The organism is Flagellimonas marinaquae, assembly GCF_023716465.1.
Taxonomy (GTDB): domain Bacteria; phylum Bacteroidota; class Bacteroidia; order Flavobacteriales; family Flavobacteriaceae; genus Flagellimonas; species Flagellimonas alginolytica.
This window is the reverse complement of sequence record NZ_CP092415.1, coordinates 1,767,967-1,791,722: the sequence shown is the minus strand read 5'-3', so window position 1 is coordinate 1,791,722 and position 23,756 is coordinate 1,767,967. Positions and strand designations below refer to the sequence as shown.

At 40.5% G+C, this 23,756-nt stretch carries 19 protein-coding genes and 1 tRNA gene; 14 read left to right on the top strand and 6 right to left on the bottom strand.

Translation table 11 applies throughout. The features are described 5' to 3' along the window. Positions 1-144: 144 nt before the first annotated feature. From MJO53_RS08085 to MJO53_RS08070, 4 genes are all read left to right on the top strand, one after another. A complete protein-coding gene (locus MJO53_RS08085; RefSeq protein ID WP_252081150.1) occupies positions 145-654 on the top strand; it encodes a hypothetical protein in 510 nt (169 codons plus the stop codon). Positions 655-891: 237 nt separating this feature from the next. After that, positions 892-2,127 (top strand): DNA cytosine methyltransferase, encoded by a 1,236-nt coding sequence (locus tag MJO53_RS08080; protein WP_252081233.1) that lies wholly within the window; start codon positions 892-894, stop codon positions 2,125-2,127. Continuing rightward, a complete protein-coding gene (locus tag MJO53_RS08075; RefSeq protein ID WP_252081149.1) occupies positions 2,120-3,505 on the top strand; it encodes a Sau3AI family type II restriction endonuclease in 1,386 nt (461 codons plus the stop codon). Before MJO53_RS08080 ends, MJO53_RS08075 begins: the two co-directional genes overlap by 8 nt. Before the next feature lie 168 nt (positions 3,506-3,673). Next, the gene (locus MJO53_RS08070) at positions 3,674-4,540 is read left to right on the top strand and encodes a hypothetical protein (protein WP_252081148.1); all 867 of its coding nucleotides are present in this window, start codon (positions 3,674-3,676) and stop codon (positions 4,538-4,540) included. A 285-nt stretch (positions 4,541-4,825) separates the two neighbouring features. Here the strand turns inward: MJO53_RS08070 and MJO53_RS08065 are convergent. Together MJO53_RS08065 and rseP are read right to left on the bottom strand one after the other, a co-directional pair. Beyond that, positions 4,826-4,899: transfer RNA gene (locus tag MJO53_RS08065), tRNA-Asn, on the bottom strand. 70 nt (positions 4,900-4,969) lie between these two features. After that, positions 4,970-6,322 carry an RIP metalloprotease RseP gene (rseP, locus tag MJO53_RS08060; protein WP_252081147.1) on the bottom strand — a complete coding sequence of 451 codons (1,353 nt, stop codon included), beginning with the start codon at positions 6,320-6,322 and terminating at the stop codon, positions 4,970-4,972. Positions 6,323-6,473: 151 nt separating this feature from the next. Here rseP and MJO53_RS08055 point away from each other — a divergent pair, with 151 nt between their 5' ends. The 4 genes from MJO53_RS08055 (at position 6,474) to MJO53_RS08040 (ending at position 9,843) form a co-directional block, all read left to right on the top strand. After that, entirely contained in the window at positions 6,474-7,148 is a 675-nt protein-coding gene (locus MJO53_RS08055) for an SCO family protein (RefSeq protein ID WP_224836432.1), read from the top strand. Positions 7,149-7,236: 88 nt separating this feature from the next. Continuing rightward, the gene (locus MJO53_RS08050) at positions 7,237-7,479 is read left to right on the top strand and encodes a FeoA family protein (protein WP_224835771.1); all 243 of its coding nucleotides are present in this window, start codon (positions 7,237-7,239) and stop codon (positions 7,477-7,479) included. Beyond that, a complete protein-coding gene (feoB, locus tag MJO53_RS08045) occupies positions 7,476-9,692 on the top strand; it encodes a ferrous iron transport protein B (protein ID WP_252081146.1) in 2,217 nt (738 codons plus the stop codon). The genes MJO53_RS08050 and feoB overlap by 4 nt, the downstream gene beginning before the upstream one ends. 7 nt (positions 9,693-9,699) lie before the next feature. After that, complete coding sequence (locus MJO53_RS08040) at positions 9,700-9,843, top strand: hypothetical protein (protein WP_252081145.1); 144 nt, start codon at positions 9,700-9,702, stop codon at positions 9,841-9,843. Here MJO53_RS08040 and MJO53_RS08035 read toward each other — a convergent pair. Genes MJO53_RS08035 through MJO53_RS08020 form a run of 4 tightly spaced genes read right to left on the bottom strand, consistent with a single transcriptional unit; the run spans position 9,840 to position 13,132 of the window. Further along, positions 9,840-10,232, bottom strand: a complete 393-nt coding sequence (locus MJO53_RS08035; RefSeq protein WP_252081144.1) for a DUF423 domain-containing protein — start codon at positions 10,230-10,232, stop codon at positions 9,840-9,842. The two genes, MJO53_RS08040 and MJO53_RS08035, sit on opposite strands and share 4 nt — an antisense overlap. Positions 10,233-10,249: 17 nt before the next feature. Next, on the bottom strand, positions 10,250-10,654 hold the full coding sequence (locus tag MJO53_RS08030; protein WP_252081143.1) for a DUF2141 domain-containing protein: 405 nt from the start codon (positions 10,652-10,654) through the stop codon (positions 10,250-10,252). A gap of 2 nt (positions 10,655-10,656) precedes the next feature. Continuing rightward, positions 10,657-11,100, bottom strand: coding sequence for a hypothetical protein (locus MJO53_RS08025; protein WP_252081142.1), 444 nt, complete (start codon positions 11,098-11,100; stop codon positions 10,657-10,659). Further along, positions 11,093-13,132, bottom strand: coding sequence for a S9 family peptidase (locus tag MJO53_RS08020; protein ID WP_252081141.1), 2,040 nt, complete (start codon positions 13,130-13,132; stop codon positions 11,093-11,095). The genes MJO53_RS08025 and MJO53_RS08020 overlap by 8 nt, the downstream gene beginning before the upstream one ends. Before the next feature lie 95 nt (positions 13,133-13,227). Here MJO53_RS08020 and MJO53_RS08015 point away from each other — a divergent pair, with 95 nt between their 5' ends. The 6 genes from MJO53_RS08015 (at position 13,228) to MJO53_RS07990 (ending at position 23,755) form a co-directional block, all read left to right on the top strand. Beyond that, on the top strand, positions 13,228-13,983 hold the full coding sequence (locus MJO53_RS08015) for an SDR family NAD(P)-dependent oxidoreductase (protein WP_224835782.1): 756 nt from the start codon (positions 13,228-13,230) through the stop codon (positions 13,981-13,983). 6 nt (positions 13,984-13,989) lie between these two features. Beyond that, entirely contained in the window at positions 13,990-14,466 is a 477-nt protein-coding gene (locus tag MJO53_RS08010) for a hypothetical protein (RefSeq protein ID WP_224835783.1), read from the top strand. 134 nt (positions 14,467-14,600) lie between these two features. Beyond that, positions 14,601-17,717: a glycosyl hydrolase gene (locus MJO53_RS08005; RefSeq protein ID WP_252081140.1), complete on the top strand. Its 3,117-nt coding sequence runs from the start codon at positions 14,601-14,603 to the stop codon at positions 17,715-17,717. Positions 17,718-17,809: 92 nt separating this feature from the next. Beyond that, a complete protein-coding gene (locus MJO53_RS08000; protein ID WP_252081139.1) occupies positions 17,810-18,208 on the top strand; it encodes a hypothetical protein in 399 nt (132 codons plus the stop codon). A gap of 79 nt (positions 18,209-18,287) precedes the next feature. Beyond that, on the top strand, positions 18,288-22,625 hold the full coding sequence (locus tag MJO53_RS07995; protein WP_252081138.1) for a CusA/CzcA family heavy metal efflux RND transporter: 4,338 nt from the start codon (positions 18,288-18,290) through the stop codon (positions 22,623-22,625). Positions 22,626-22,627: 2 nt separating this feature from the next. After that, complete coding sequence (locus tag MJO53_RS07990) at positions 22,628-23,755, top strand: efflux RND transporter periplasmic adaptor subunit (protein ID WP_252081137.1); 1,128 nt, start codon at positions 22,628-22,630, stop codon at positions 23,753-23,755. Position 23,756 lies beyond the last annotated feature (1 nt).

Sequence of the window (23,756 nt, the reverse complement as noted above, 5' to 3'; positions counted from 1 at the left end):
ACAATGACTGAAAGAAAAATCGCATATAACACGGTTTTTGCATCAGAAAGAGGTTAATGTGCAAGCATAGTGCTTGGCACTTATTTTCAAATTTAGTATTGGGTTTAATTAAAACAAACCAATGACAATAAAAAAACTCACATTATGAATTATCAGGAAGGAATTGAACATATGCAAAATATAATTTCTGAATTAGAACCTAACTCAACCGATAGTTTTAATGTGGGAAATTTAACCATCACATATCCAGGAAAGAAGAAAAAAGGTGACTATCGATTGACAATCAATGGTGTACCACCAACGCATACGGATATCGTGCGTACGATATATAATTATACTACTTCAGCAAATTTTGATCAAGTTGTTGAATTTTTAGACGATGTTTACCAAAATGGTCTAAATGCAACTTCTACTCTATTTCCACGGTCCTTTATCGAAAAATTATTTTGGATTACGCTACAAGAGGAAATAAACTACCCATCACCACAATATCAAGGAAGAAAACTACCTTTTTGTAGATTTTATGAAGGTGCTTTATCCAAGATATCTTCGGTTAATTTAATGAACGTTTTAAACAGAACTAATAATCATGGTTCTAGAGTTCCTAGTTTGTTTAAAACTGGTTCCATTTTAAGACCATCATTCTATAATTGATAATAAGTAATATTTAACAGGACATCTTGGAAATTAAATTACCCTTAAGCCAAAGTTCAATTTTCTAGTTAATATTTTTGCCTAAAATCATTAACAAGACATGTTAATTTTACCCACTAGGATTCTCAACATTTATAAAAGTGATTTAATACCTTTAATGACTATCATGTGATGTCAAAGACTTTACAGTCACGAAAAGTTAAATATTCATAAAATAATTTGTGCAGTATGAAAATCATGGAAGAAAAGCTTAAAGTAGTTGAACTTTTTGCCGGAGTTGGTGGATTCCGCCTTGGTCTAGAGAAAAGTAATTACAAAGTTGTTTGGTCCAATCAATGGGAGCCACTGACCAAAACGCAACATGCATCTATGGTTTACGAAGCTAGATTTGGAGAAGAAAACCACTCAAATCAGGATATTGCAACAGTACCGACAGATGAAATTCCAGATCATGATTTATTATGTGGGGGGTTTCCATGCCAAGATTATTCGGTTGCCACAACCTTGCAAAATTCAAAAGGTCTTAAAGGTAAAAAAGGAGTTCTTTGGTGGTCAATCCATCGAATTTTAGAAGATAAGAAGAACAAGCCAAAATATCTTTTTCTAGAAAATGTTGACAGACTTTTAAAATCACCAGCAAAACAAAGAGGTCGTGATTTTGCTGTTATGCTTCAAAGTTTGAACGAACTTGGATATGCGGTTGAGTGGCGGGTAATTAATGCCGCCGATTACGGAATGCCACAAAGAAGAAGACGAATATTTTTTATTGGCTATCATAAATCAACCGAAGCTTATAAACGACTTCAAAAATCTAAAAAAGTTGATTGGCTTTTGGACAAAGGAACTATTGCAAAAGCCTTTCCAGTAGTTACAACAAATTCGATACAAGAGGTTGAATTGAAAGGCAGTCTGGTTGAAATAACAAATAATTTCAACAAAACAGGAAAACTATCACCTTTTCAAAACACCGGATTACTAGTAAATGGAAAGGTTTTTACCATTAAAACCGAACCCAACTTTGACGGAAGATTTACAGTCTTAGGTGATATTTTACAAAATGGTGAAGTTACAGACGACTTTTTTATTGATGATAAAGACAAACATAAATGGGAGTATTTGAAAGGGTCAAAAACTATTGAACGAGTTTCAAGTGAGGGTCATAAGTATAAATATTCAGAAGGGAGTATGATTTATCCAGATGCTCTTGACAATGCATCAAGAACAATTATTACTGGTGAAGGTGGGAAATCACCTTCAAGATTTAAACATGTAGTCGCTTCGGATAGAGGATTGAGAAGACTAACACCAATTGAATTAGAAAGACTTAATATGTTCCCTGACAATCATACCAAACTTGATGGTATTACAGATACAAAACGTGCATTTTTCATGGGAAATGCATTGGTTGTTGGTGTGATTGAAAAAATTGGAGTGGAGCTATACAAGCAAATAAATCAATTTGAGTATGCTTGATATTACCTCGGCAGATTCAATAATTAAGTTCGCTAATAAACTAAAAGGACTTACATTAAAACAAGCCTGCGGTAATGAAATTGAAAAACACGGATACCAAGGAAAAGGCAATTTTGGTCAAATTTTAGAAAAGTTCTATTTCGGTTATGAGCCAAATTCTGAATCTGCACCCGATTTTAAAGAAGCAGGAATTGAACTAAAATCAAGTCCTTTGAAAATATTGAGAAACGGAGAGTTTCGGGCAAAGGAAAGGCTTGTATTAAATATTATAAACTATATAGAAGTATACAAAGAGGAATTTGAGAACAGTTCCTTTTGGAAGAAAAATGCACATTTATTATTGGTATTTTATCTTCATGACAATGATTTGGACTTGCTAGATTATCATATAAGGCTTGTAAATGATTGGCAATACCCAAGTGAAGATTTAAGAATCATCAAACATGATTGGGAAACAATAAATAAAAAAATAAAAGATGGCAAGGCCCACGAATTATCAGAAGGTGACACATTTTATCTTGGGGCTTGCACAAAAGGCTCAACTGCCTTAAAATCTTTTCGCAATCAGCCATTTAACAAAGAAAAAGCAAAGCAAAGGGCTTATTCTCTTAAGCAAGGTTATGTTAATCACATAATTGCAAACATTTCTCGGGAGGAAACTGAGACATATGGAAAGATTATAGAGCGGCCAGAAATTCTCGATGCAGTTCAATCAATCGAAGAAATAGTTATATCGAAATTCCTTCCTTTCTATGGTAAATCAGCAAAAGAGATAGAAAAATATTTGGGTTTGGAGTTGAATCCAAAAGCCAAAAGCTATTTTGCCAACCTTACTAATGCAATTCTTGGTCTTAAACTTGGGCAAAAAATAGAAGAATTTGAAAAGGCGGATATTCAAGTCAAAACAATTCGACTTAAAGAAAATAACCTACCAAAAGAAGATATTTCATTTCCAACATTTGAATTTCAAGAATTGATCAAAACTGATTGGGAAGACTCTGATTTTAAGAACATTTTAGAGAGTAAGTTTTTCTTTGTTTTTTATCAATATGAAAACGATGATCTGATTTTAAAAAAAGTACGGTTTTGGAATATGCCACAATCCGACATATCAGAGGCCAAAATAGTTTGGGACAAAATGATTGAAGTAGTTTCTAGAGGTTTGATAGTCCGAGAAGTAAGCGATATTGGTATTAGAAAGACATATTTTCCAAAGAAAACTGAAAACAGAATAAGTCATGTCCGACCACATGCCAGAAATGCTGCAGATACTTTTATGCTTCCTATACCCGATAAATTAACAAAACTAACTGAATATACTAAACACTGTTTTTGGTTTAATGCAAGTTATGTGAGAGATGAAGTATTTATGAAATAAGTCCCCAGAACGTATTAAGAATTTTAACACTTTTATGTACTTAGTTTAAAAAGTCCTCTATTTATTGTCTTGATGAAGTTAGATTAAAACGGAATAGAACTTTAAACAAAAAATGCAAATCATTACTGAAAATGGTAAAATTATATTTTGATATCCAATCCAAGTCAATTGGAGAAATTACTCCATCTTATATCTTCACAAGAAGCCTTTGCTGAAAAATTTAAATTTTCCAAAAGAGAACTCTTCATCAACTTACTCGAATCATTAAAGGTTAACTATGAAGACTTTACTCAAAACTATTTTTATTACGATTCAAGTAGAAAAATACATATATCCGAAAGCCAGTTTGGGTATATTTGGGTAAGTACTTCGGGATTAGTTGCAAAGAATAAACCTACTTCTAATCGTAGGCTAAATTCTTGTTTAAATCAATATTTAGTAATATCACTACTTTTTAAAAATGCGATTGAAATTGTTAAAGATGAAAGGGTATATGATATTGATTCATATCCATCAAGTCAATTAAGCAAATTATCACCGGCAATTTTCCACAATCTCACATTTTACATTGAGGTATTTTGCAAAGCTTATCTTTCATTGACAGATAGCGTGGTCCCTCGCACACACAACTTGTCTGTTCTCTACCAGAAAACCGTAGAGGTAATGGTTAATAAAAAACATAATGATTCGCTTTTCCAGATATTGGTATTGGACCCGCTTTATAATTTCATTGATCATATAGAAAAAATTCCAGGTGGTTTTAAAGAACAATTTATAAAATACGATGATAACCCATTAGACGATACCGTAATCTTATTTGATGTCGGGGGCTTAGTAGAAATGACCCATATACTTGAATTATCTGTTGACTTTATATCCGATTATTTCTATACGGGCACAGAATCTCATTATTTAGAAACAAACCTATTTAAGAGACTTTTAGAATTGGCAGACACTGAAGAAAAAAAGAAAAAGATACGAGAAATGTATCCACATTTAGACAACAGTCACAAGAATTCTAGTAAGGAAAATTAAACTTAATTGGATTTTTATTCTAAAGTCATTTATTAGCACAATAGGTTGCCCCTTTTCCAATTTTAATTTACGCTTTTCTTCCCGAACACTATAAAATTGAAACAGGATCCATGCGCAAAAGTTTAAGGGTAAGAATTTGGGACATATCGCAAATTATTCTGGAAAATTTTAGTCTGAAATGTTAAATTTTGGGTTCAAATTTTATTTTTTTCAATCCGCGTGCAAATTGCGTGCAAATGAAAAAGGCTCCAGAGAGTGAATTTCTCTGAAGCCTTGCTGTATCTGCTCCCCCTCTTGGGCTCGAACCAAGGACCCTCTGATTAACAGTCAGATGCTCTAACCAACTGAGCTAAGGAGGAATATTTTTACCTTAAGCGGGTGCAAATATAATAGATTCTTTTTTACACCACAAACAAAAAAATTGCTTTTCTATTTAAAAAGCCATTTATATAAATCATTACCATTGGCAAACAACAATAATGCGATCAATATAAAGAAACCAATCATCTGGGCATACTCCAAAAACTTATCGCTCGGTTTACGCCCAGTTACCATTTCGTACAACAAAAAGGCTACGTGACCTCCATCCAATGCCGGAATGGGCAAAATGTTCATAAAGGCCAAAATAATGGATATAAATGCCGTAGTGGCCCAAAATGCAGGCCAGTTCCAAGTATCGGGGAACATTCCTCCGATAGCCGCAAAACCGCCCACCTCTTTATATGCACCAGTATCGGGATTGAATATTTTTTTCATCCCCTTAATGTAATCCGTTAGCGTTTTTACGCCTTTGTTCCAGCCAGCGGGAATGGATTCCCAAAAAGAATACTTCAAAGTTTTTAATTCCAAATAGCCCGCTTCTTTAAACTCTTCGGGTGTCATTCCCAAAACTACACCAAGTGCAGCATCATCAGATATGGATACCGTAAGGTCTTGAAGCGACCCCTCTCTCATGACTTTAATCGGTACTTCTTTGCCCTTATTTGCTTCCAAAATAGGAGTAACTTGATCTCTATACTCCACTGATTTTCCTGCCAATTGCACCACAGCGTCGCCTTTTTGAAGACCGCTATCAATATTTGGTGAACTTTTGGGAATATCGTTGATTACAAATGGCCATCGATAAGAAATCAAAGCCCTTGATTTATCTTTATCTTCGGACAACGTCTCGATAACGTCTATTGGCACCTGCTTTTCGATTACCTTTCCATCCCTTTCAACCGTAAATTCATTTCCGAGCAACAGTCCTGGCATAATATTGGACAAGGCCTCGACCTCTTCCCCGTCAATGGTCAAAATCTTGTCACCCGTTTGAATCCCCAGTTCATCCCCCAAAGCTTTGTCGGTTACCCAGATTCCGTCCTTTAGGCTATCGTTGGCAATATATTCTTCCCCATAAGTAAATACCAACCCTATAAAAATCACCACCGCCAAAACAAAATTTACGGTAACACCGCCCAACATAATGATCAAACGTTGCCATGCCGGCTTGCTACGAAACTCCCATGGCTTTGGTTCTTGCTTCATCTGCTCTTTGTCCATGCTCTCATCGATCATACCGGATATCTTTACATATCCGCCCAAGGGCAACCAACCGATTCCGTAAACAGTTTCTCCTATTTTCTTTTTGAACAATGAAAATTTGACATCAAAAAACAGATAAAACTTCTCCACCCTGGTCTTAAAAAGCTTCGCAGGGATAAAGTGTCCCAACTCGTGAAGCACGATCAGAAGCGACAAACTCAAAAAGAATTGTATGGTCTTTATTAGTATAGGGGTCATCCGTATTATTTTCTTAAAACGAACAAAAGTAACCTTTTAGGTATTTATAAAAAAACATCTAAATTAATCCCCTTGCCATTTAAGAAAGATTTAGCAACAAAAGCCGTCTTTCTCCTTGAAGAATAACCAATTGGGCCGTAATTTTGCACCTATGGGATCTTTCTTTGCAAAATACAAGTTCTTTGGCATCGTAATGTTGGCTCTTTCCGGCGTAATCGTATATCTATTTTACAATGCGCTGCAACCAAAAAAAATGTTGCCGGTCTACCAACCATCAATGGTAGACAAATCGCTTGTGGACAGCACATTGCACTATACCAAAAAGTATCACAAAATCGGGGATTTTTCCTTGGTGAACCAAAATGGTGACACCATAACACAGAACAATTACAAGGACAAAATCTATGTAGCCGATTTTTTCTTTACCACTTGCCCTACGATTTGCCCGATAATGACCAAGAATATGGCCGAGATCCAAGAAGTGATCAAGGACAAACCAAACGTTATGCTACTCTCCCACTCCGTTACACCTCAAATCGATACCGTAGCGCAATTAAAAAGGTATGCCATGGAAAAAGGGGTCTTGGACCACAAATGGAATTTGGTGACAGGGAATAAAAAACAGATCTATGAGTTGGCCAGAAAGTCGTATCTCGCGGTAAAAAACGACGGAGACGGCGGTCCTTTTGATATGATTCATACCGAAAATTTTATCCTTGTGGACAAAGAAAAACGAATCCGCGGCTTTTACGATGGAACCAACCGAGACGATATTGATCGCCTTTTGGAAGATCTTAAAATACTTGAGGCCAGTTATACCGAATAATTGACAAACGATTATCCATGATCGGCACTTCCAGTTCCTCTTTTTTACTTATTTTTGCTCTTAATTAAATTTATTCTAAATAAACACAGTGGCTACCGTTGCAGATTTACAATATGGACAAAAAGGTATAATCAAGGATTTTACCGAACATTCGCTCCCTGTTAAATTAATGGAATTGGGCTGCTTGCCCGGCAACAGTGTGGAACTGTTGCAAATAGCTCCCTTGAACGACCCCATATACATCAACCTCAGTGGAAGTCATCTCGCAATACGAAGGTCTTTGGCAGAACTTATCGAGCTGGATATTATTGAAGAAACGCAGGCCAAATGAGCAAAAACATTAATGTAGCCTTGATCGGCAACCCGAACACAGGGAAAACCTCGGTTTTTAATCAACTTACAGGACTCAAGCAAAAAGTAGGGAACTATCCAGGAATCACCGTAGAAAAAAAAGAAGGTGTCTGCAAACTTCCAAGAGGGGTCAAGGCGCACATTCTGGATTTACCGGGCACATACAGTCTCAATACAACTTCGTTGGACGAAAGCTTGGTGGTAGAACTCCTGCTCAACAAAAACGATAAGGATTATCCAGACGTTGCCGTGGTGATCAGTGATGTGGAAAACCTCAAGAGGAACCTGCTGCTTTTTACACAAATCAAGGACCTTAAGATCCCTACCATTTTGGTGATCAACATGGCCGACAGGATGGACCGCAAGGGCATCTCGTTGGACAATGAGGCCATGGAGAAAAAACTTGATACCAAGATTGCGCTGGTAAGCACCCGTAAAAATACGGGCATCGACCGAGTAAAAGAACTCATTACCGATTACAAGAACATCTCGTCCAAACCCCTCCTCGATCCCAATCGAATTTCTCCAGAATATTTTGATCGACTACAAAAAGCTTTCCCACAGGAAGATCTGTACAAGCTCTGGCTGGTGATCACCCAGGATGTAAATTTTATGCCGATTGAAAAAAAGCGGATTCAAGATGCCACGGATTTCTCCACAAAATCAAAGGATGAGCTCAAAAAACTACAACATAAGGAAACCGTTCTTCGATATCAGCTGATCAATACTATTTTAAAGAAGACCTATAAAGTCGATTTTTTGGCGGCAAAAGGTCTTCGTGCGACCTTGGATAAGATACTTACCCACAAAATATTCGGATACCTTATCTTTTTCGCCATTCTACTGTTGATTTTCCAGGCTATTTTCGAATGGAGCTCGTATCCCATGGACTTTATAGACGAGAGCTTTGCCTCGGCAGCTGAATGGATCAAAAACACCTTGCCGGCCGGATTGTTTACGGATTTATTGGCAGAGGGAGTAGTGGCCGGAATCGGGGGAATCGTAATTTTTATACCCCAGATCGCGTTCTTGTTCCTTTTTATTTCCATTCTGGAAGAATCTGGATACATGAGCCGTGTAGTCTTTTTAATGGACAGATTAATGAGACCTTTTGGACTGAGCGGAAAAAGTGTGGTGCCATTAATTTCGGGAAATGCATGTGCAATTCCGGCGATTATGGCCACTCGTACCATAGAAAATTGGAAGGAAAGACTTATCACCATTTTGGTCACACCTTTCACCACCTGCTCCGCTAGGTTGCCCGTGTACTTAATTCTAATTGCCTTGGTAATTCCGGAAGGCAGTTTTATAGGACTTAGTTATCAAGCATTGACCTTGATGTTGTTGTACCTGATCGGATTTGGCATGGCGCTTTTATCTGCAATGGTATTGAACAAGATCCTTAAAATAAAAAGCAGATCTATTTTTATGATAGAAATGCCTACATATCGCTTGCCTTTAATAAAAAATGTGGGCTACACCGTAATCGAAAAAACCAAAAGTTTTGTTTTGGGTGCCGGTAAGATCATTCTGGCCATTTCCATTGTCTTATGGTTTTTGGGTTCCAATGGCTATTCCGATGATTTTAAAAACGCCGAAGACATTGTTACCGAAAGAATCCAAAATGAAGGATTGAGCACCTACAGCAAAAATTATATCCAGAACAACATTGCTTCTTATCGCGAAACGGCATTGGACGAAGGAATGGCGCCAAAGACCATTCAGGATTCCGTAAAGGTTTTAACATCGGAACTTTCCGAAAGGGCCATAGCTCAAGAAATCGCCAGTCATAAATTGGAACATTCGTACATTGGTCAAATCGGCAAGGCCTTTGAGCCCATTGTAAAACCTCTGGGCTACGATTGGAAAATTGGAATTGCAGTACTGACATCGTTTGCTGCCCGCGAAGTATTCGTTGGAACTTTGGCTACAATATATAGTGTTGGCAGCGATGAGGAGGAAACCATTAAAAACAGAATGGCCGCCGAACTGGATGATTCCGGAAAACCATTGTTCAACTTGGCATCGGGAATTTCGTTGATGTTATTTTATGCCTTTGCCATGCAATGTATGAGTACACTCGCCATTGTAAAAAGAGAAACAAATTCTTGGAAGTGGCCTATGATCCAGCTGGGCTTTATGAGCATTTTTGCCTACATTGTAGCTTTAATAGCCTACCAAATCCTAATATAACAATAGAATGATTCAACAAATATTGGCATACGGAACCTTGGCACTAGCAGCAGGCTATCTTATTTGGAAGTTCTTCCTGCCAAAATCCCTTTTTAGTAGAAGAAAAAGCAATTCCAATTCCTGCGGAAGTGACAACTGTGGTTGCGGTTAAAACAGATTGGAAACAAAAGAGTAGAGCAACAACCCCCAACCTACGACCAAAAGCAGTCCTCCGAGCGGGGTCACTGGTCCTAAAAAACGGGGTTTGTTTCCTTTTGCAGCACCTAAACACAATGCATAAATACTGAACGAAAACAACAGTGTTCCAAAAATAAAGCAGTTAATAATCCAAGAGTCCATTGGCTTATCAAAATTTAGATTAAAGCCTAGGATCAACAGTATAATGGCATGGTACATCTGATATTTGACTCCTGTTTCAAAACTTTGCAGCAACTCGGGGGTCAATTTCTTTTTTAACGCATGGGCACCAAAGGCGCCAAAAACTACCGCTAAAAGCCCGTATAGTGCACCCATTAATTGAGCCATAAAAATTGTTTCCATAGTGGTTTCAAATTTACTTATAAATCAATGTGGATTTGGTGATCGGAATCCATTCTAAAAGCGCACTCCTTATATTTTGGAGGTCCAAAAGTCTTCATCTTGGCATTGGAAAAGGCTACTTTCTCTTTTGGGATGCCCAGCCAATTGGTGTCCAACTTTCCGTTATCGTTCTCATCGTGGAAAACGGCCAAAGCATACTCTCCAGAAGGCAGATCGGAAATATGAAGCACAACACTACCTTGGTCGGCCACCACACTTTTCGTTTTTAGTACCTGATCAAAAGACAAAAAACCTTCGTCGGAATCGTAAACCGCAACATTGACCTTTCCCTTATGGGATTTTACATTGTTCACCTGAACGGATAAGGTGTTTTGGGAAAAGCCCACAACGGGCAATAAGAATAAAAACAAAAACCTTTTCATACTCATTGAAGTCCTTTCGCAGTTTCCTTTTGATTGATTAGTTCAGTGCGCAAAAGTGCAAATAATTCTTGGGTTTTTAGGCTATCCCTCAAGTTCATGTATAATTTCAAAGTATCGTGATGTACCACTTTTATTTTTTGTTGATAGAGGTCATCCACAAAAACATAGGCTTTGGAACTGGTTAAGGTATCCGTAAAAACCCCTTTTTCCTTTTCTTTCCAAGAAAATCCGCTGGAACGTTCCATTTCGGGCAGTTTATCTACCAACAATACACTATCCATTTCGGACAGGGCAATTTTTTGATAGTAAATTCCAGACAATACCTTTAGGTTTCCATCTTCGATCTTGTGCCAGTTCTTGTAATGGGCCACAAAGGCGATTGAACAGATGATCACTGTAAAAACAATAAGCAGGTTCCAAAGCCAATGTCTTCTTTTCTTATTCATTTTTAATATCTGTTCTATACTTATCAAACCATGCAATAGTATGGGCCACTTTGGTCATTAAATTGCTCGGTTTGTTGGCTATGCCATGGCTGGCTCCGGGAATCTCCACCAAAACAGCCTCTATTTTTCTTAGTTTAAGGGCATGGTACAACTGCTTGGCCTCGCTCGGAGGTGTTCGCAAATCGTTCATCCCGACCATCACCATGGTGGGTGTCTGTACATTACCAACGAGCGAAATAGGTGAAAATTTCCAATACCCTTCAAAATTTTCCCAAGGTTGCCCTGGATATCTATTTTCGGCATAATAAAAATAATTGTCGGCCGTCAAAGTTTTACTGATCCAGTTCATAACCGGTTTGGCCACCACGGCTGCCTCAAAACGATTGTTTTTGCCGATCATCCAAGCTGACATTATTCCTCCCGCACTACCTCCGGTCACAAACAACTGATCTTCGTGGGCCACACCTTTTTCAATGCAATGGTCCACTCCGTCCATTACATCATTATAATCCTCGCCGGGGTAATTGTTGTAGAGCAAATTGGCAAACTCCTCTCCATAACTTGTGCTACCTCTCGGGTTTGGATAGAAAACCACATATCCGGCAGCGGCATACAATTGCATTTCAATGGAAAATCTATCACCATAATTGGCAATGGGACCTCCATGGTTTTCCACCATAAAAGGATACTTTTTATTGGCGTCGTAATTGGGTGGGTAAACAATCCACCCTTGAATATCCCGCCCATCCACGGACGATTTGTACCAAACCTCCTCCACCTTGCCCAAATTTCTATAGCTGAGCAGTGCTTTGTTCAGGTTGGTTATTCTTTCAGCGTTTTTTGCTTTTGGTCCCAGAATGGCCAAATCTGCCGGGTAATTTGGTCTGGTCTGTGTAAAAACTATGGTGCCCTTGTTGGAAACACTGTACGAACCACCGGAATATGGCCTTCCCAAACTTGTGCCGCCCAGATTGTCGGCTAATTTTGTAATTTTTCCTTTGAGGGATATCAATCCCACTTTACCATTTCCTTTGTCATCATAGGATACATATATTCCATCTCCTTTTTCGTTCCATTGGATGTTCGACACGGATCGGTCCAAGTCCTCCGAAATAACACGTTGTGCACTCCCATCAATATTCATTACATGTAATTTGTATGTTTGATGGGCCTGCACCTTATCCTCATAACCCGCATAAGCGATAAATTTTCCATCGGGAGAAACCTGCGGGTTGGAATCCGGTCCGTTACGATCGGTAAGGGCAACAATATTGCCTGTTTCCACATCAACAGAATATATCTCGCTGTTACGGAATCGATACTCCCAATCCTCTACCCTATTGGCGGAAAAGTAGATTTTGGAACCATCTTTGGCCCAGGACAAAGTACCTCTATGGTGCCAATCACCAGAAGTTATTTGGCGTGCCGCCCCGCCATTGGCAGGAATTGTAAAAATATGGTTGAACCCAGGGGCGATATAGCCTCGCCCATCCGCTTCGTGGTACAAGCGATCGGTAATTCTCGGAGCTTTTTGCCATTTTGCGCCTTTTGGCTTGGATGGTATTTTAGCAATTACCGGGGGTGCTTGCGGAACGTTCATGGAAAAAGCCAATTGGTTTCCATCCGGGGACCAGGTCAACGAACTTGGGCCAAAAGGCAATTGGGTCAACTTGGCTACTTTGCCCGTACCTACCCAGTACATATATATTTCAGAACCTTCTCCAGTACTGCTGGTAAATGCGATCCGATCTCCACTGGGCGACCATCTAGGACTGCTCTCATTACTTTCCGATGCCGTAAGTTTTTGGTTCTGACTCCCATCCGAACGGATCAACCAAAGATTGCCGCGAGAGCCATCTTTCATAATATCAAAACCCATTCTTCGGTACACCACCCATTCACCATTCGGAGATATTTGAGGGTCGCTCGCATATTGAAGATCAAAAATATCGAGATAGGAAAATTCTTTTTTTTGTGCGGATGAAAATTGAAATGACAGCGCTAAAAAAAGCAAAAAAAGTGATTTATGCATGGTACTGATTTTTGTGATTTTCTAAAAGTAATGTAATTCCGTTTAGCATTCAAGACCGTACTTTCCTATTATCTTTGGAAAAGCAATTTAGCGATATGGATTTTAAAGGTAAGCACGTATTGATCACAGGGTCCTCCCGAGGCATCGGAAAAGCCACAGCTATGGCATTTGCCAAAAAAGGAGCCAAAGTAGGCATCAATTATAGGAATAATGATGCTGTCGCCCAACAAACACTTCAAGAATTGGCAGGAGACGGCCATTCACTTTTCAAAAGAGATATTTCTCAAAAATCAGAGACCAAAGCACTGATAGATGACTTTATAAAAGAATATGGTCAGTTGGATGTTCTGGTGAACAATGCCGGAATTTCCATCTTCCACGAGATTGACCAAGTAGATTTTGAACACTGGTCGCATGCCTGGGAAAAAACCTTCGAGACCAATCTTTTTGCCGTGGCCAACTTGTGCTACTGGGGAGCCAAGGCCATGATGAAGTCCGGCGGCGGACATATTGTTAGCGTATCCTCTAGAGGTGCTTTTCGTGGCGAGCCTACAAAACCGGCCTATGGTGCCAGCAAAGCTGCATTGAATTCCATGAGCCAATCCTTGGCCAAAAAATTGGCGCCGCACAACATTTATGTTGGGGTTGTAGCTCCAGGATTTACCGAAACCGAAATGGCCAAAGAAACCTTAACGGCTGCCGAACGCGAAAACTTGCTCCGAGAATCACCCTTTAAACGAATGGCACAACCGGAGGAAGTAGCCCATGCGATTTTGTTCTTGGCATCGGCCGAGGCGGCTTATTCCTCTGGAACCATAATCGATGTAAACGGAGCTTCATATCTAAGATAGTTTATTATGAAAGCTGCTACCATTGCCCAACTAAAAAAAGAACTCCAATTTAAATCGCAAGAAGACATAACACAGCTTTGCTTGCGTCTGGCCAGGTTCAAAAAAGAGAACAAGGAATTACTGACCTACCTACTATTTGAATCGGATAGTGAAGAAGGGTACATTGAAACGGTAAAAGAAGAGGTGGACCAAATGTTTACCGAAATCAACACCAATAGTTATTTCTACATTAAGAAAAGTGTTCGCAAGATCTTACGGACCATCAAAAAGTACATTCGGTATTCGGGAGACAAAGCTACCGAGGTTGAACTTTTGCTATACTTCTGTGAAAAACTGAAGTCTTTTCGTCCCTCCATCCAACGGAACACCACTTTAAAAAATTTATATAACCGTCAACTCGAATACGTAAACAAAAAAATCCCAGGGCTCCATGAAGACCTACAATACGATTTCGGGACAATTCTAAAAGAGTTGCAAGTCTAAATAAGGCGAAAAGCATCATAACGCGCTACACCAGAGTTGTTTATTTCGAAAATTCGCTTGTTTTGGATTTATTTTCTCATTGTTATTGATTAAATTGTTCCTAATTCTAACTAATCAAAACCAACCTCAACAACATGAGAATGCCAAAAAATCCACTACAGAGTTGGGTGCTACTCTGTCTTTTTCTTTCAACAATTTTCTCCTATTCACAAAATCCAGCTCCCACTGCCGTTGACACTAGCTTTTATAGCGGTTTTAAATGGAGAAATATAGGTCCCGACCGAGGAGGACGCTCCTTGGGCGCCTCTGGAAGCTCGGCCAGGCCCAACGAATATTATTTTGGAGCCACTGGAGGCGGACTTTGGAAAACCATCGATGGCGGAAACACGTGGAAATGTGTTACCGATGGTTATGTCACCAGTTCATCGGTAGGAGCCGTGGCCGTGGCCGAAACCAATCCGGACGTGGTATATATAGGAATGGGCGAAACCCAACTAAGAGGAAGCATTACTCAAGGGGATGGCGTTTACAAAACTACCGACGGCGGTGAAACATGGACACATTTAGGACTGGAAGAAACCCAGGCCATTGCCAGGGTACGAGTTGACCCGACCAACGAGGACATTGTTTATGTGGCAGCACTTGGACACCCCTATGGAAATAATGAGGAACGTGGTGTTTTTAAATCTGTTAACGGCGGAAAAACATGGAAAAAAGTTCTTTATGTAAGCGATAAGGCAGGTGCCGCCGATTTAATTATTGACCCCAATACCCCCAATGTATTATATGCAAGCACATGGCAAGTATACCGAAAAGCATGGAAAATGTGGGGCGGTGGTCCCGATTGTAAATTATGGAAATCCATTGATGGTGGCGAAACTTGGACGGACCTTACCAAAAATCCGGGTATGCCGACCGGGCCTATAGGCAAAATTGGCGTTACGGTTTCTCCTGTGGATTCCAACAGGGTTTGGGCCATTGTAGAAGCCAATGAAGGTGGTGTTTTCCGTTCCGATGATGCAGGAAAAACATGGAAATTGACCAATAACGAACGTAAACTTAGGCAACGCGCCTTTTACTATTCCAGATTGGTCGCCGATCCAAAGGACAAGGATATTGTATATGGATTGAATGTTGGATTCTTTAAATCCACGGACGGAGGAGTAACCTTTGACGAGCGTATAACCACTCCCCATGGAGACAATCACGATCTATGGATAGACCCCAATAATCCCGACCGAATGATCAATGCAAACGATGGCGGTGGTGTTGTGAGCATAAACGGCGGAAAAACATGGACGGCCCAAGATTATCCTACCTCGCAGTTTTATCACGTTATGGCAACAAGCGATGTTCCCTACCATGTTGTTGGTGCACAACAGGACAACTCTACCTTGGCCATACCCAGCGATGGTTGGGATTTTATGCAGGCCAGAGGCCCAAGCCCAGATTGGTATTATGCCGTAGGTGGCGGAGAAAGTGGTTGGATTACACAAAGCCCAACAAATCCCGATGTTTTTTATGCAGGTAGCCAAGGCGCTCTTTTAACCCGCTATGATCGAAGCAATGGTCAAATAAGAGATATTCAGGTCTATCCAAGATTTTTCTCCGGAGAACCTGCCAGTGCACTTCCCGAACGTTGGCAATGGACCTTCCCTATTATGTTCGCTCCCAAAGACCCCAATGTAATGTACACCTGCTCCCAACACGTTTGGAAAACCACCAACGATGGACAGACCTGGGAAAAAATAAGTCCAGATCTTACTTATGCGGACCCTGAAACTTTGGGCAAAACCGGCGGTGTGATCACTATGGACATGAACGGTCCTGAGATTTATGCCACAGTTTTTGCGTTGGCCCCATCCAATCACGACATAAATACCATTTGGGCGGGTTCCGATGATGGTAAAATACATATTACGAGAGACGGCGGCAAAAACTGGGAAGATATAACCCCTACCGAATTGCCCAAATTCTCAAGAGTGAGCATTATCGAGGAATCCATCCATAATCCGGGCACTTTATATGTAGCAGCCAACCGTTACCAAGTGGATGACCGTGCCCCTTACGTTTTTAAAACACATGATTATGGAAAAACTTGGACCAAAATAATTTTAGGCATTAAAGACGGACATTTTGCCAGGGCCATTCGAGAAGACCATCAAAAAGAAGGACTTTTATTCTTGGCTACCGAACACGGCGTTTATTTTTCCATAAACGATGGCTCAGAATGGCAATCGCTCCAGTTAAACTTGCCGGACACCCCCATCCGCGATCTAGTAATCAAGGACAACGATGTTGTTTTAGGCTCCCATGGAAGAGGTTTCTGGATTTTGGACGACATTCAACCCCTGCGAGAGTATTCCGAAAATCTAAAGAATCAAAAAAGTGTATTGTTCAAACCCACCAATGCCATACGCGGTATCTATAATGCCAACTTTCAATATTTCTTGGAAGAACAAGTGGATACGGTGACTTTCTCCATTTTTGATGCCGATAACAAACTAATCGACACCTTTGGCGGAAACCAATCTAATTACGAAAAGAGTGGGAGATCATCCTGGTGGAGCCGTTTTAGCAGTACCAAACCTACTACGGCCAAAGGTATTAATACTTTTACTTGGAACTTGCGATATCCCGGACCAACCACTTTTGATGGAATAATTATCTGGGGAGCTTCGGCAGAAGTGGGCCCCAAGGCACCTCTCGGCAACTATACCGTGCAAATGAAAGTAGGTGAGGAAGTTATCAAAAGCTATCCGTTTAAAATTGAAATAGACCCAAATTTAAAAGGTGTTACAGCTGATGACCTTGAAAAGCAATTTGAATTGGCATCCAAAATCACTGCAAAAGCCACCATTGCCAACGAAGCAGTTATCAAAATAAGAAGCATTCGCAAACAAATGGACAGTTTGGGCAAAGGAGTGCCCAGTAAAAAATTTAAAAAACTGTCTGAAGATTTTATGGCTTCCTTGACCAAAATCGAAGAAGACCTGTACCAAACCAAAAACCAATCGGGGCAAGATCCTCTGAATTTCCCGATTAAACTGAACAACCGGTTCAACGCCTTGCAAAGAAGTATCGAAAATGGGGATGCCAAACCTACCGATGCCGCTTACGTGGTGTATAATGAACTTTCTGAAGAATTGGACGGACATATGGCCAAGCTGAACAGTCTATTACAAAAGGAGCTTCCAAAGATCAATCAATTTTTAAAAGACAACCAACTATCAACCATTGAGAACAAGTAGGGTCCTTTATGGTTTTTAAAAATGAGACTTATTCTAAATTAAGAAGTTATGTTCATCCTACTACGTATTCTTTGTAATTTTACGTAGTACGGATGAACAAACTAATTTCCATAGGGGTTTCCCTGCTTATCTTGCTCCAAGGAGCCAATATTCATCTAAAGGATTTGGTTGAACTTGGAGATTTGGTAGAGCATTACCAATTCCACAACAAGGAATATGGTGACAGTTTTATGGTCTTTGTTTCCAAACACTACGGAGAACTTAAGGCATCTCACAGCGAAAAACACAAAGAAGAACAAAAGGATCATGACAAACTGCCTTTTCAACATCAATCCCATTGCTCGATCCAACACGTTTTTGTTGTTGACTCCGATAATTACATAACATCCGATTCGGAAATTCCTTTGGTTGCAAAAGGCAATTTCCATTATCAAATATCCTACTTCCTAGTATGGGAAGATGGACCGTTCCAGCCACCAAGGCACACATAGTTCATAGTATTTCAGCATAGCTGAACACTTTTTATCCAGCCTTATTCCATTTTAATAATGCTATTTTTTTCTATGAATTATGTTTTCAAAAATCATTTGTTTTAGTATTCGGAACAAGTTTATTGTTCTTTTATTTACGGCGACCATGGCCCTTGTAGGTCTATATTCGCTATCACAAATTCCTATTGGAGCGGTTCCCGATGTAACCAATAACCAAGTTCAGGTAATTACAACTTCCAGAAGTTTGTCCACCCAAGATATGGAACAGTTTGTAACCTATCCGGTGGAACTGGAAATGGCCAATTTACCTGGTGTAAAAGAAATCCGATCAGTATCCAAATTCGGATTATCCGTAGTGACCATCGTTTTTGATGACGACATGGGAACCTTTTTGCCCAGACAGCTTATTGCTGAAAAAATAAAATCGGCATCAAATCGAATTCCCGAAGGCTTTGGAAACCCGGAAATGGGGCCGATCACTACGGGATTGGGAGAAATCTACCAGTACATTTTGGATGTGGAGCCCGAGTTCAAGGACCTATACTCATCCACCGAATTAAGAACCATACAGGATTGGATCGTTAAAAGGCAACTGTCCGGTATTCCGGGGGTAGTGGAAGTAAATACTTGGGGAGGCCACCTTAAACAATACGAAGTGGCCATACAAACACAAAAACTCAACGCTTATAATATTGGTGCCAAAGAAGTGTTCGCCGCTTTGGAAAGGAACAATAGCGTTACTGGCGGCGGCTATATCGAAAAAGTGAACCAAGCCTATTTTGTTCGTGGAGAAGGACTGGTAAATACGCTTTCGGATATTGAAAATATAGTGGTAACCACTCGAAACAGTATCCCAATTTACATTAAGGATATTGCCAAAGTAGGATTTGGCAGTGCACCCCGATTTGGCGCGATTACCGGAAATGGGGAGGGGGAAAAAGTGCTTGGTCAAATTATGATGCTCAAGGACGCTGACTCGAAACGCGTTATCGAGGCCGTAAAAGAAAGAGTAGCGGCCATATCCAAATCTTTGCCAGAAGGGGTTTACATTAATCCAGTAGTAGATCGCAGCGAACTAATTGGAAGAACAACCTTCACCGTTACCGAAAATTTAGTTTTAGGCTGTTTGATCGTGATTTTCGTCGTGGTTTTATTGTTGGGCAATTGGCGTTCCGGTCTGGTAGTAGCCTCTGTAATCCCACTCTGTTTACTGTTCGCTCTTATCTTAATGAACCTTTTTGGCGTTGATGCCAACTTATTGAGCCTGGGAGCCATCGATTTTGGAATCATAATAGACGGCGCAGTGATCATCGTAGAGTTTATTGCATTCCAGATTACCCAAAAGCAAACTGAAGTTTCCTCATTGGGCAAAGATCAAAGTCAGACCATGAAAGATAAAATTACAGTGGAAGGGGCTTCTAAAATGATGAACTCAGCTGTATTTGGCCAACTTATCATTCTTTTGGTTTTTATCCCCATACTTTCGTTAAGTGGTGTGGAAGGCAAAATGTTCAAACCCATGGCTATGACTTTTAGCTTTGCCCTTTTGGGAGCCATTTTGCTCTGTTTCACCTATGTCCCTGTAGCATCGGCCTTGTTTTTAAAACCTTCAAAAGCAAGCCCCAAGAATATTTCCGAGCGACTTATGCGGTTCATTAATAAAATATACGATCCTTTGATCGATTGGGCCATGAAAAGCAAAAAATTGGTATTGGGCGTTGCTGCCGCATTATTGATAGGGGCCATTTTACTGTTCTCCTCAATGGGCGGCGAATTTGTACCGACCTTGGATGAGGGGGATTTTGTAATTCAGCCTGTTTTAAAAACAGGTACCTCCTTGGCCAAAACCGTGGAAACCACCACCAAAATTGAACAAATATTATTAGATCGGTTTCCAGAAGTAAAGCAGGTGGTAAGCCGCATTGGTGCCGCAGAAGTGCCAACGGACCCCATGTCCATGGAAGAAAGTGATGTAATTATCACATTAAAGCCTAAAAAAGAGTGGGTGTCGGCTACATCTAAAGACGAACTGGCAGATAAATTCAAGGAGGCATTGTCCGTGGTTCCCGGCATGGAGGTTGAATTTACCCAACCTATTGAAATGCGTTTCAATGAACTGATCACAGGGGTACGTGCCGACATTGCAATTAAAATTTTCGGGCAAAATCTTGAAACCTTGAACCGAAAGGCCAATGAGATAAAGGACCTCATCAAAGAGGTAGAAGGCGCATCGGATATTGTAGTGGAAAAAGTTGAAGGCTTGCCACAGATGAACGTTGCCTTTGATCGCGCCAAAATTGCAAGGCACGGGCTCAACATTGCCGATCTCAACGAAATGATTTCCATGGGCTTTGCAGGTAAAATTGTGGGCAGTGTTTTCGAAGGGGAACGACAATTCGACCTGGCGGTTCGTTTGGATGCCGCTGACCGACAAGATATTTCCAACCTAAAAAATCTATATGTGGATATTCCCAAGGGCGGAAAAATTCCATTGAACGAACTGGCAGAAATCACCTATCAAAAAGGAGCGGCCAAAATATCAAGGGACGATACCAAACGTAGGATCGTTGTAGGAATAAATGTTCGGAACCGTGACCTACAATCCGTTGTGGACGATATACAATTGTTAGTGGATGAATATATCACCCTACCTCCTGGGTACACCATCACCTATGGTGGTCAGTTCGAAAACCTGCAAAATGCCAAAGACCGTTTAATGGTTGCGGTCCCCATCGCATTGTTGCTCATTTTTATAATGCTCTATTTTGCCTTTGGATCGGTAAAGGAGGCTTTGCTTATTTTCTCGGCCATTCCACTTGCTGCCGTTGGAGGCGTACTATTGTTGTGGCTTAGGGACATGCCCTTTAGCATTTCTGCCGGTGTTGGGTTTATTGCTCTTTTTGGGATTGCCGTCCTGAACGGAATTGTACTGATCGAACATTTTAAAGAATTGAAATCCAAAAAATTCAACACCATGGAAGAGCTGATCAAACAGGGCACCAAGGATAGGCTCCGCGCCGTTCTACTTACGGCATCTGCTGCAGCGCTGGGCTTTTTGCCCATGGCAGTTTCCACCAATGCAGGTGCGGAGGTACAAAGACCCCTGGCCACTGTTGTTATCGGTGGATTGGTATCGGCCACACTGCTCACCTTGGTAGTGCTGCCCGTTTTATATGCATACGTGAACAACGCTAAACTAGGTGTGATGAAAAGCAACCTTAGCATTAATAAAAAAGCATTAACAATTCTCCTACTTATTTCTTCCTTTAGTGGTTTTTCGCAAACCAAGTTAAATCTGGAAGACTTAATGGTTCTCTCCTTAGAAAACAACAAAGGAATCCAAGCGGGCGCTTTAATGGTTGAGCAGGCGGAAGCACTCAAGGGCACTGCATTTGAATTCGACAAAATGGATATTTATTATCTATACGACGAAAACAACCTTGCCATAAACGGGAATCCTTTACGGGTTTTTGGGGCACAGCAACAGTTCGAGTTCCCCACGGTGTACAGTGCAAAAAATAGATTGCAGAGAACCAACCATGAGCTTCAAAAGTCTTCTTTCGAAATCAAGAAAAAACAACTCTTCCAGTCGCTTAGCACTGCGTATTACGAATATCAAACCTTGCAACAAAAAGCTAAAATGTATGGTACTTTAGACAGTATCTACGAAAAATTTGCCCATGCGGCCAACCGACGATTTGAACTAGGCGAGACCAATTATCTCGAAAAGGTAACTGCCACAGCAAAACAACGACAGATTGCCAATGCATACGCCAAGTTAAAACAGGAAATTTTAACCACTCATGTCCAAATTATGAGCTTGGTGCAGTCTGGGGATACGCTATCGATCTTAACCGAAAAACCGGAAAAGCTCAAAGTGCTCAACCAACAAGGAATGATGTCCACCGAGGCTTCATTTTTGGACAACCGCCAGGCCATGAGCCATGCAGAAAAAAGCTTGGAGGAAAATAGGTTGCTTCCTGATCTAAGCCTTGAATATTTTCAGGGCACCAACAACAATCTGGGAACATCGCTCTACGGTATCCAATTTGGGGTTCGTATTCCTATTTTCTTTTTTGGACACAGCAGCAGGGTAAAGTCTTCTAAAATTCGCACCAAAATAACGGAGATGGAAAATACGGAAATTACCGTTGTCGTGAACCAACGCTACAAAACCTTATTGACCCAATTGGAACAGCAGACCAAGGAACTCTCCTACTACGAAGAAGAGGGCAGGCTGCTCTCCGACCAAATTCTGAAAGCGGCCATTGGAAATTTTCAGAATGGGGAAATCGATTTTTTCCAATACATCCAAAGCTTGGAAAACGCATACGACATCCAACTCAACTATCTGGATGTCCTCAACGAGTACAATAAAACTGTAATAGCCATTAATTATTTGACCATAACACTATAACCATGAAACATATATTTTCACTCGCCGTACTTTTCCTCCTTTTGATGGGATGCGGTAACAATAACAAACCTGAAACAGAATCCGAAACACAAGAGGGGACATCCGGAATTGTGGTAACACAGGCGCAGTTCCAATCCAATGGTTTTACATTGGGAAAACTGGAAAAAAGAGCGTTCCCAAAAATTGTGGAGACTTCCGGAACAATAGATGTTCCCCCGGAGAATCGTGCCAGTATCACTGCATTTATGGGCGGTTTTGTAAAAACCACCTCTTTACTGATCGGAGACCAAGTAAAAAAAGGGCAATTGGTGGTCACCTTGGAAAATCAGGAATTTGTGAAGATGCAACAAGAGTATCTGGAGGTTTTTAATCAATTGGATTTTTTAAGATCAGAATTTGAAAGGAACCAGACCCTTTTTGAAGAGAAAATCGCTTCACAAAAAAATTATCTTCTGGCCAAGAGCAATTACGAAACGGCGAAGGCCCGTTACCAAGGGCTAAAAGAGCAATTACAAATGCTGAACATTTCGCCCAGCAAGGTGGAACAGGGCAACATCACCTCCGTAACTCCTATTTACGCCCCAATTTCGGGCAGTGTTACCCAAATGAACGTGGCCAAAGGAAGCTATGTCTCCCCTGCTACGGAAATCTTGGAGATTATGGACAATGATCATATCCACTTGGAACTTACCGTTTTTGAAAAGGACATTTTAAGAGTAAAAAAGGACCAAAAAATACGTTTCCGAATTCCAGAAGCTTCGGAAAATGTATTCGATGCCAAGGTATATCTGGTCGGGAAATCCATAGATGATGATACACGAACCATCCAAGTGCACGGTCATTTAGAACACGAGGAAGATACCAACTTTCTGCCTGGGATGTTCGTAGAGGCCATGATTTTGACAGATACCGCACAAAATACATCGCTTCCCGAAGAAGCCGTAATCGAGTCGGAAGGCACCTTTTATGTACTCCGTTTAATCGAACAAAAAGATGGAAACTATGTTTTTGAACGTCTCCCGATAGAAAAAGGCAACACATTCGATGGCTACACCGAACTGAACTCTTCCGGACTAACGGAAACCGATCGGTTTTTGACCAAAGGTGTTTTTGATTTGATCGGTGGGTAAC

Coding starts and splice junctions, on each gene's coding strand:
- MJO53_RS08020 (WP_252081141.1), bottom strand. CDS start 13,132: ATGCATAAATCACTTTTTTTGCTTTTTTTAGCGCTGTCATTTCAATTT.
- rseP (WP_252081147.1), bottom strand. CDS start 6,322: ATGACCCCTATACTAATAAAGACCATACAATTCTTTTTGAGTTTGTCG.
- MJO53_RS08000 (WP_252081139.1), top strand. CDS start 17,810: ATGAACAAACTAATTTCCATAGGGGTTTCCCTGCTTATCTTGCTCCAA.
- MJO53_RS08035 (WP_252081144.1), bottom strand. CDS start 10,232: ATGGAAACAATTTTTATGGCTCAATTAATGGGTGCACTATACGGGCTT.
- MJO53_RS08015 (WP_224835782.1), top strand. CDS start 13,228: ATGGATTTTAAAGGTAAGCACGTATTGATCACAGGGTCCTCCCGAGGC.
- feoB (WP_252081146.1), top strand. CDS start 7,476: ATGAGCAAAAACATTAATGTAGCCTTGATCGGCAACCCGAACACAGGG.
- MJO53_RS08075 (WP_252081149.1), top strand. CDS start 2,120: ATGCTTGATATTACCTCGGCAGATTCAATAATTAAGTTCGCTAATAAA.
- MJO53_RS08030 (WP_252081143.1), bottom strand. CDS start 10,654: ATGAAAAGGTTTTTGTTTTTATTCTTATTGCCCGTTGTGGGCTTTTCC.
- MJO53_RS08040 (WP_252081145.1), top strand. CDS start 9,700: ATGATTCAACAAATATTGGCATACGGAACCTTGGCACTAGCAGCAGGC.
- MJO53_RS07990 (WP_252081137.1), top strand. CDS start 22,628: ATGAAACATATATTTTCACTCGCCGTACTTTTCCTCCTTTTGATGGGA.
- MJO53_RS08025 (WP_252081142.1), bottom strand. CDS start 11,100: ATGAATAAGAAAAGAAGACATTGGCTTTGGAACCTGCTTATTGTTTTT.
- MJO53_RS08085 (WP_252081150.1), top strand. CDS start 145: ATGAATTATCAGGAAGGAATTGAACATATGCAAAATATAATTTCTGAA.
- MJO53_RS08005 (WP_252081140.1), top strand. CDS start 14,601: ATGAGAATGCCAAAAAATCCACTACAGAGTTGGGTGCTACTCTGTCTT.
- MJO53_RS08080 (WP_252081233.1), top strand. CDS start 892: ATGGAAGAAAAGCTTAAAGTAGTTGAACTTTTTGCCGGAGTTGGTGGA.
- MJO53_RS07995 (WP_252081138.1), top strand. CDS start 18,288: ATGTTTTCAAAAATCATTTGTTTTAGTATTCGGAACAAGTTTATTGTT.
- MJO53_RS08055 (WP_224836432.1), top strand. CDS start 6,474: ATGGGATCTTTCTTTGCAAAATACAAGTTCTTTGGCATCGTAATGTTG.
- MJO53_RS08010 (WP_224835783.1), top strand. CDS start 13,990: ATGAAAGCTGCTACCATTGCCCAACTAAAAAAAGAACTCCAATTTAAA.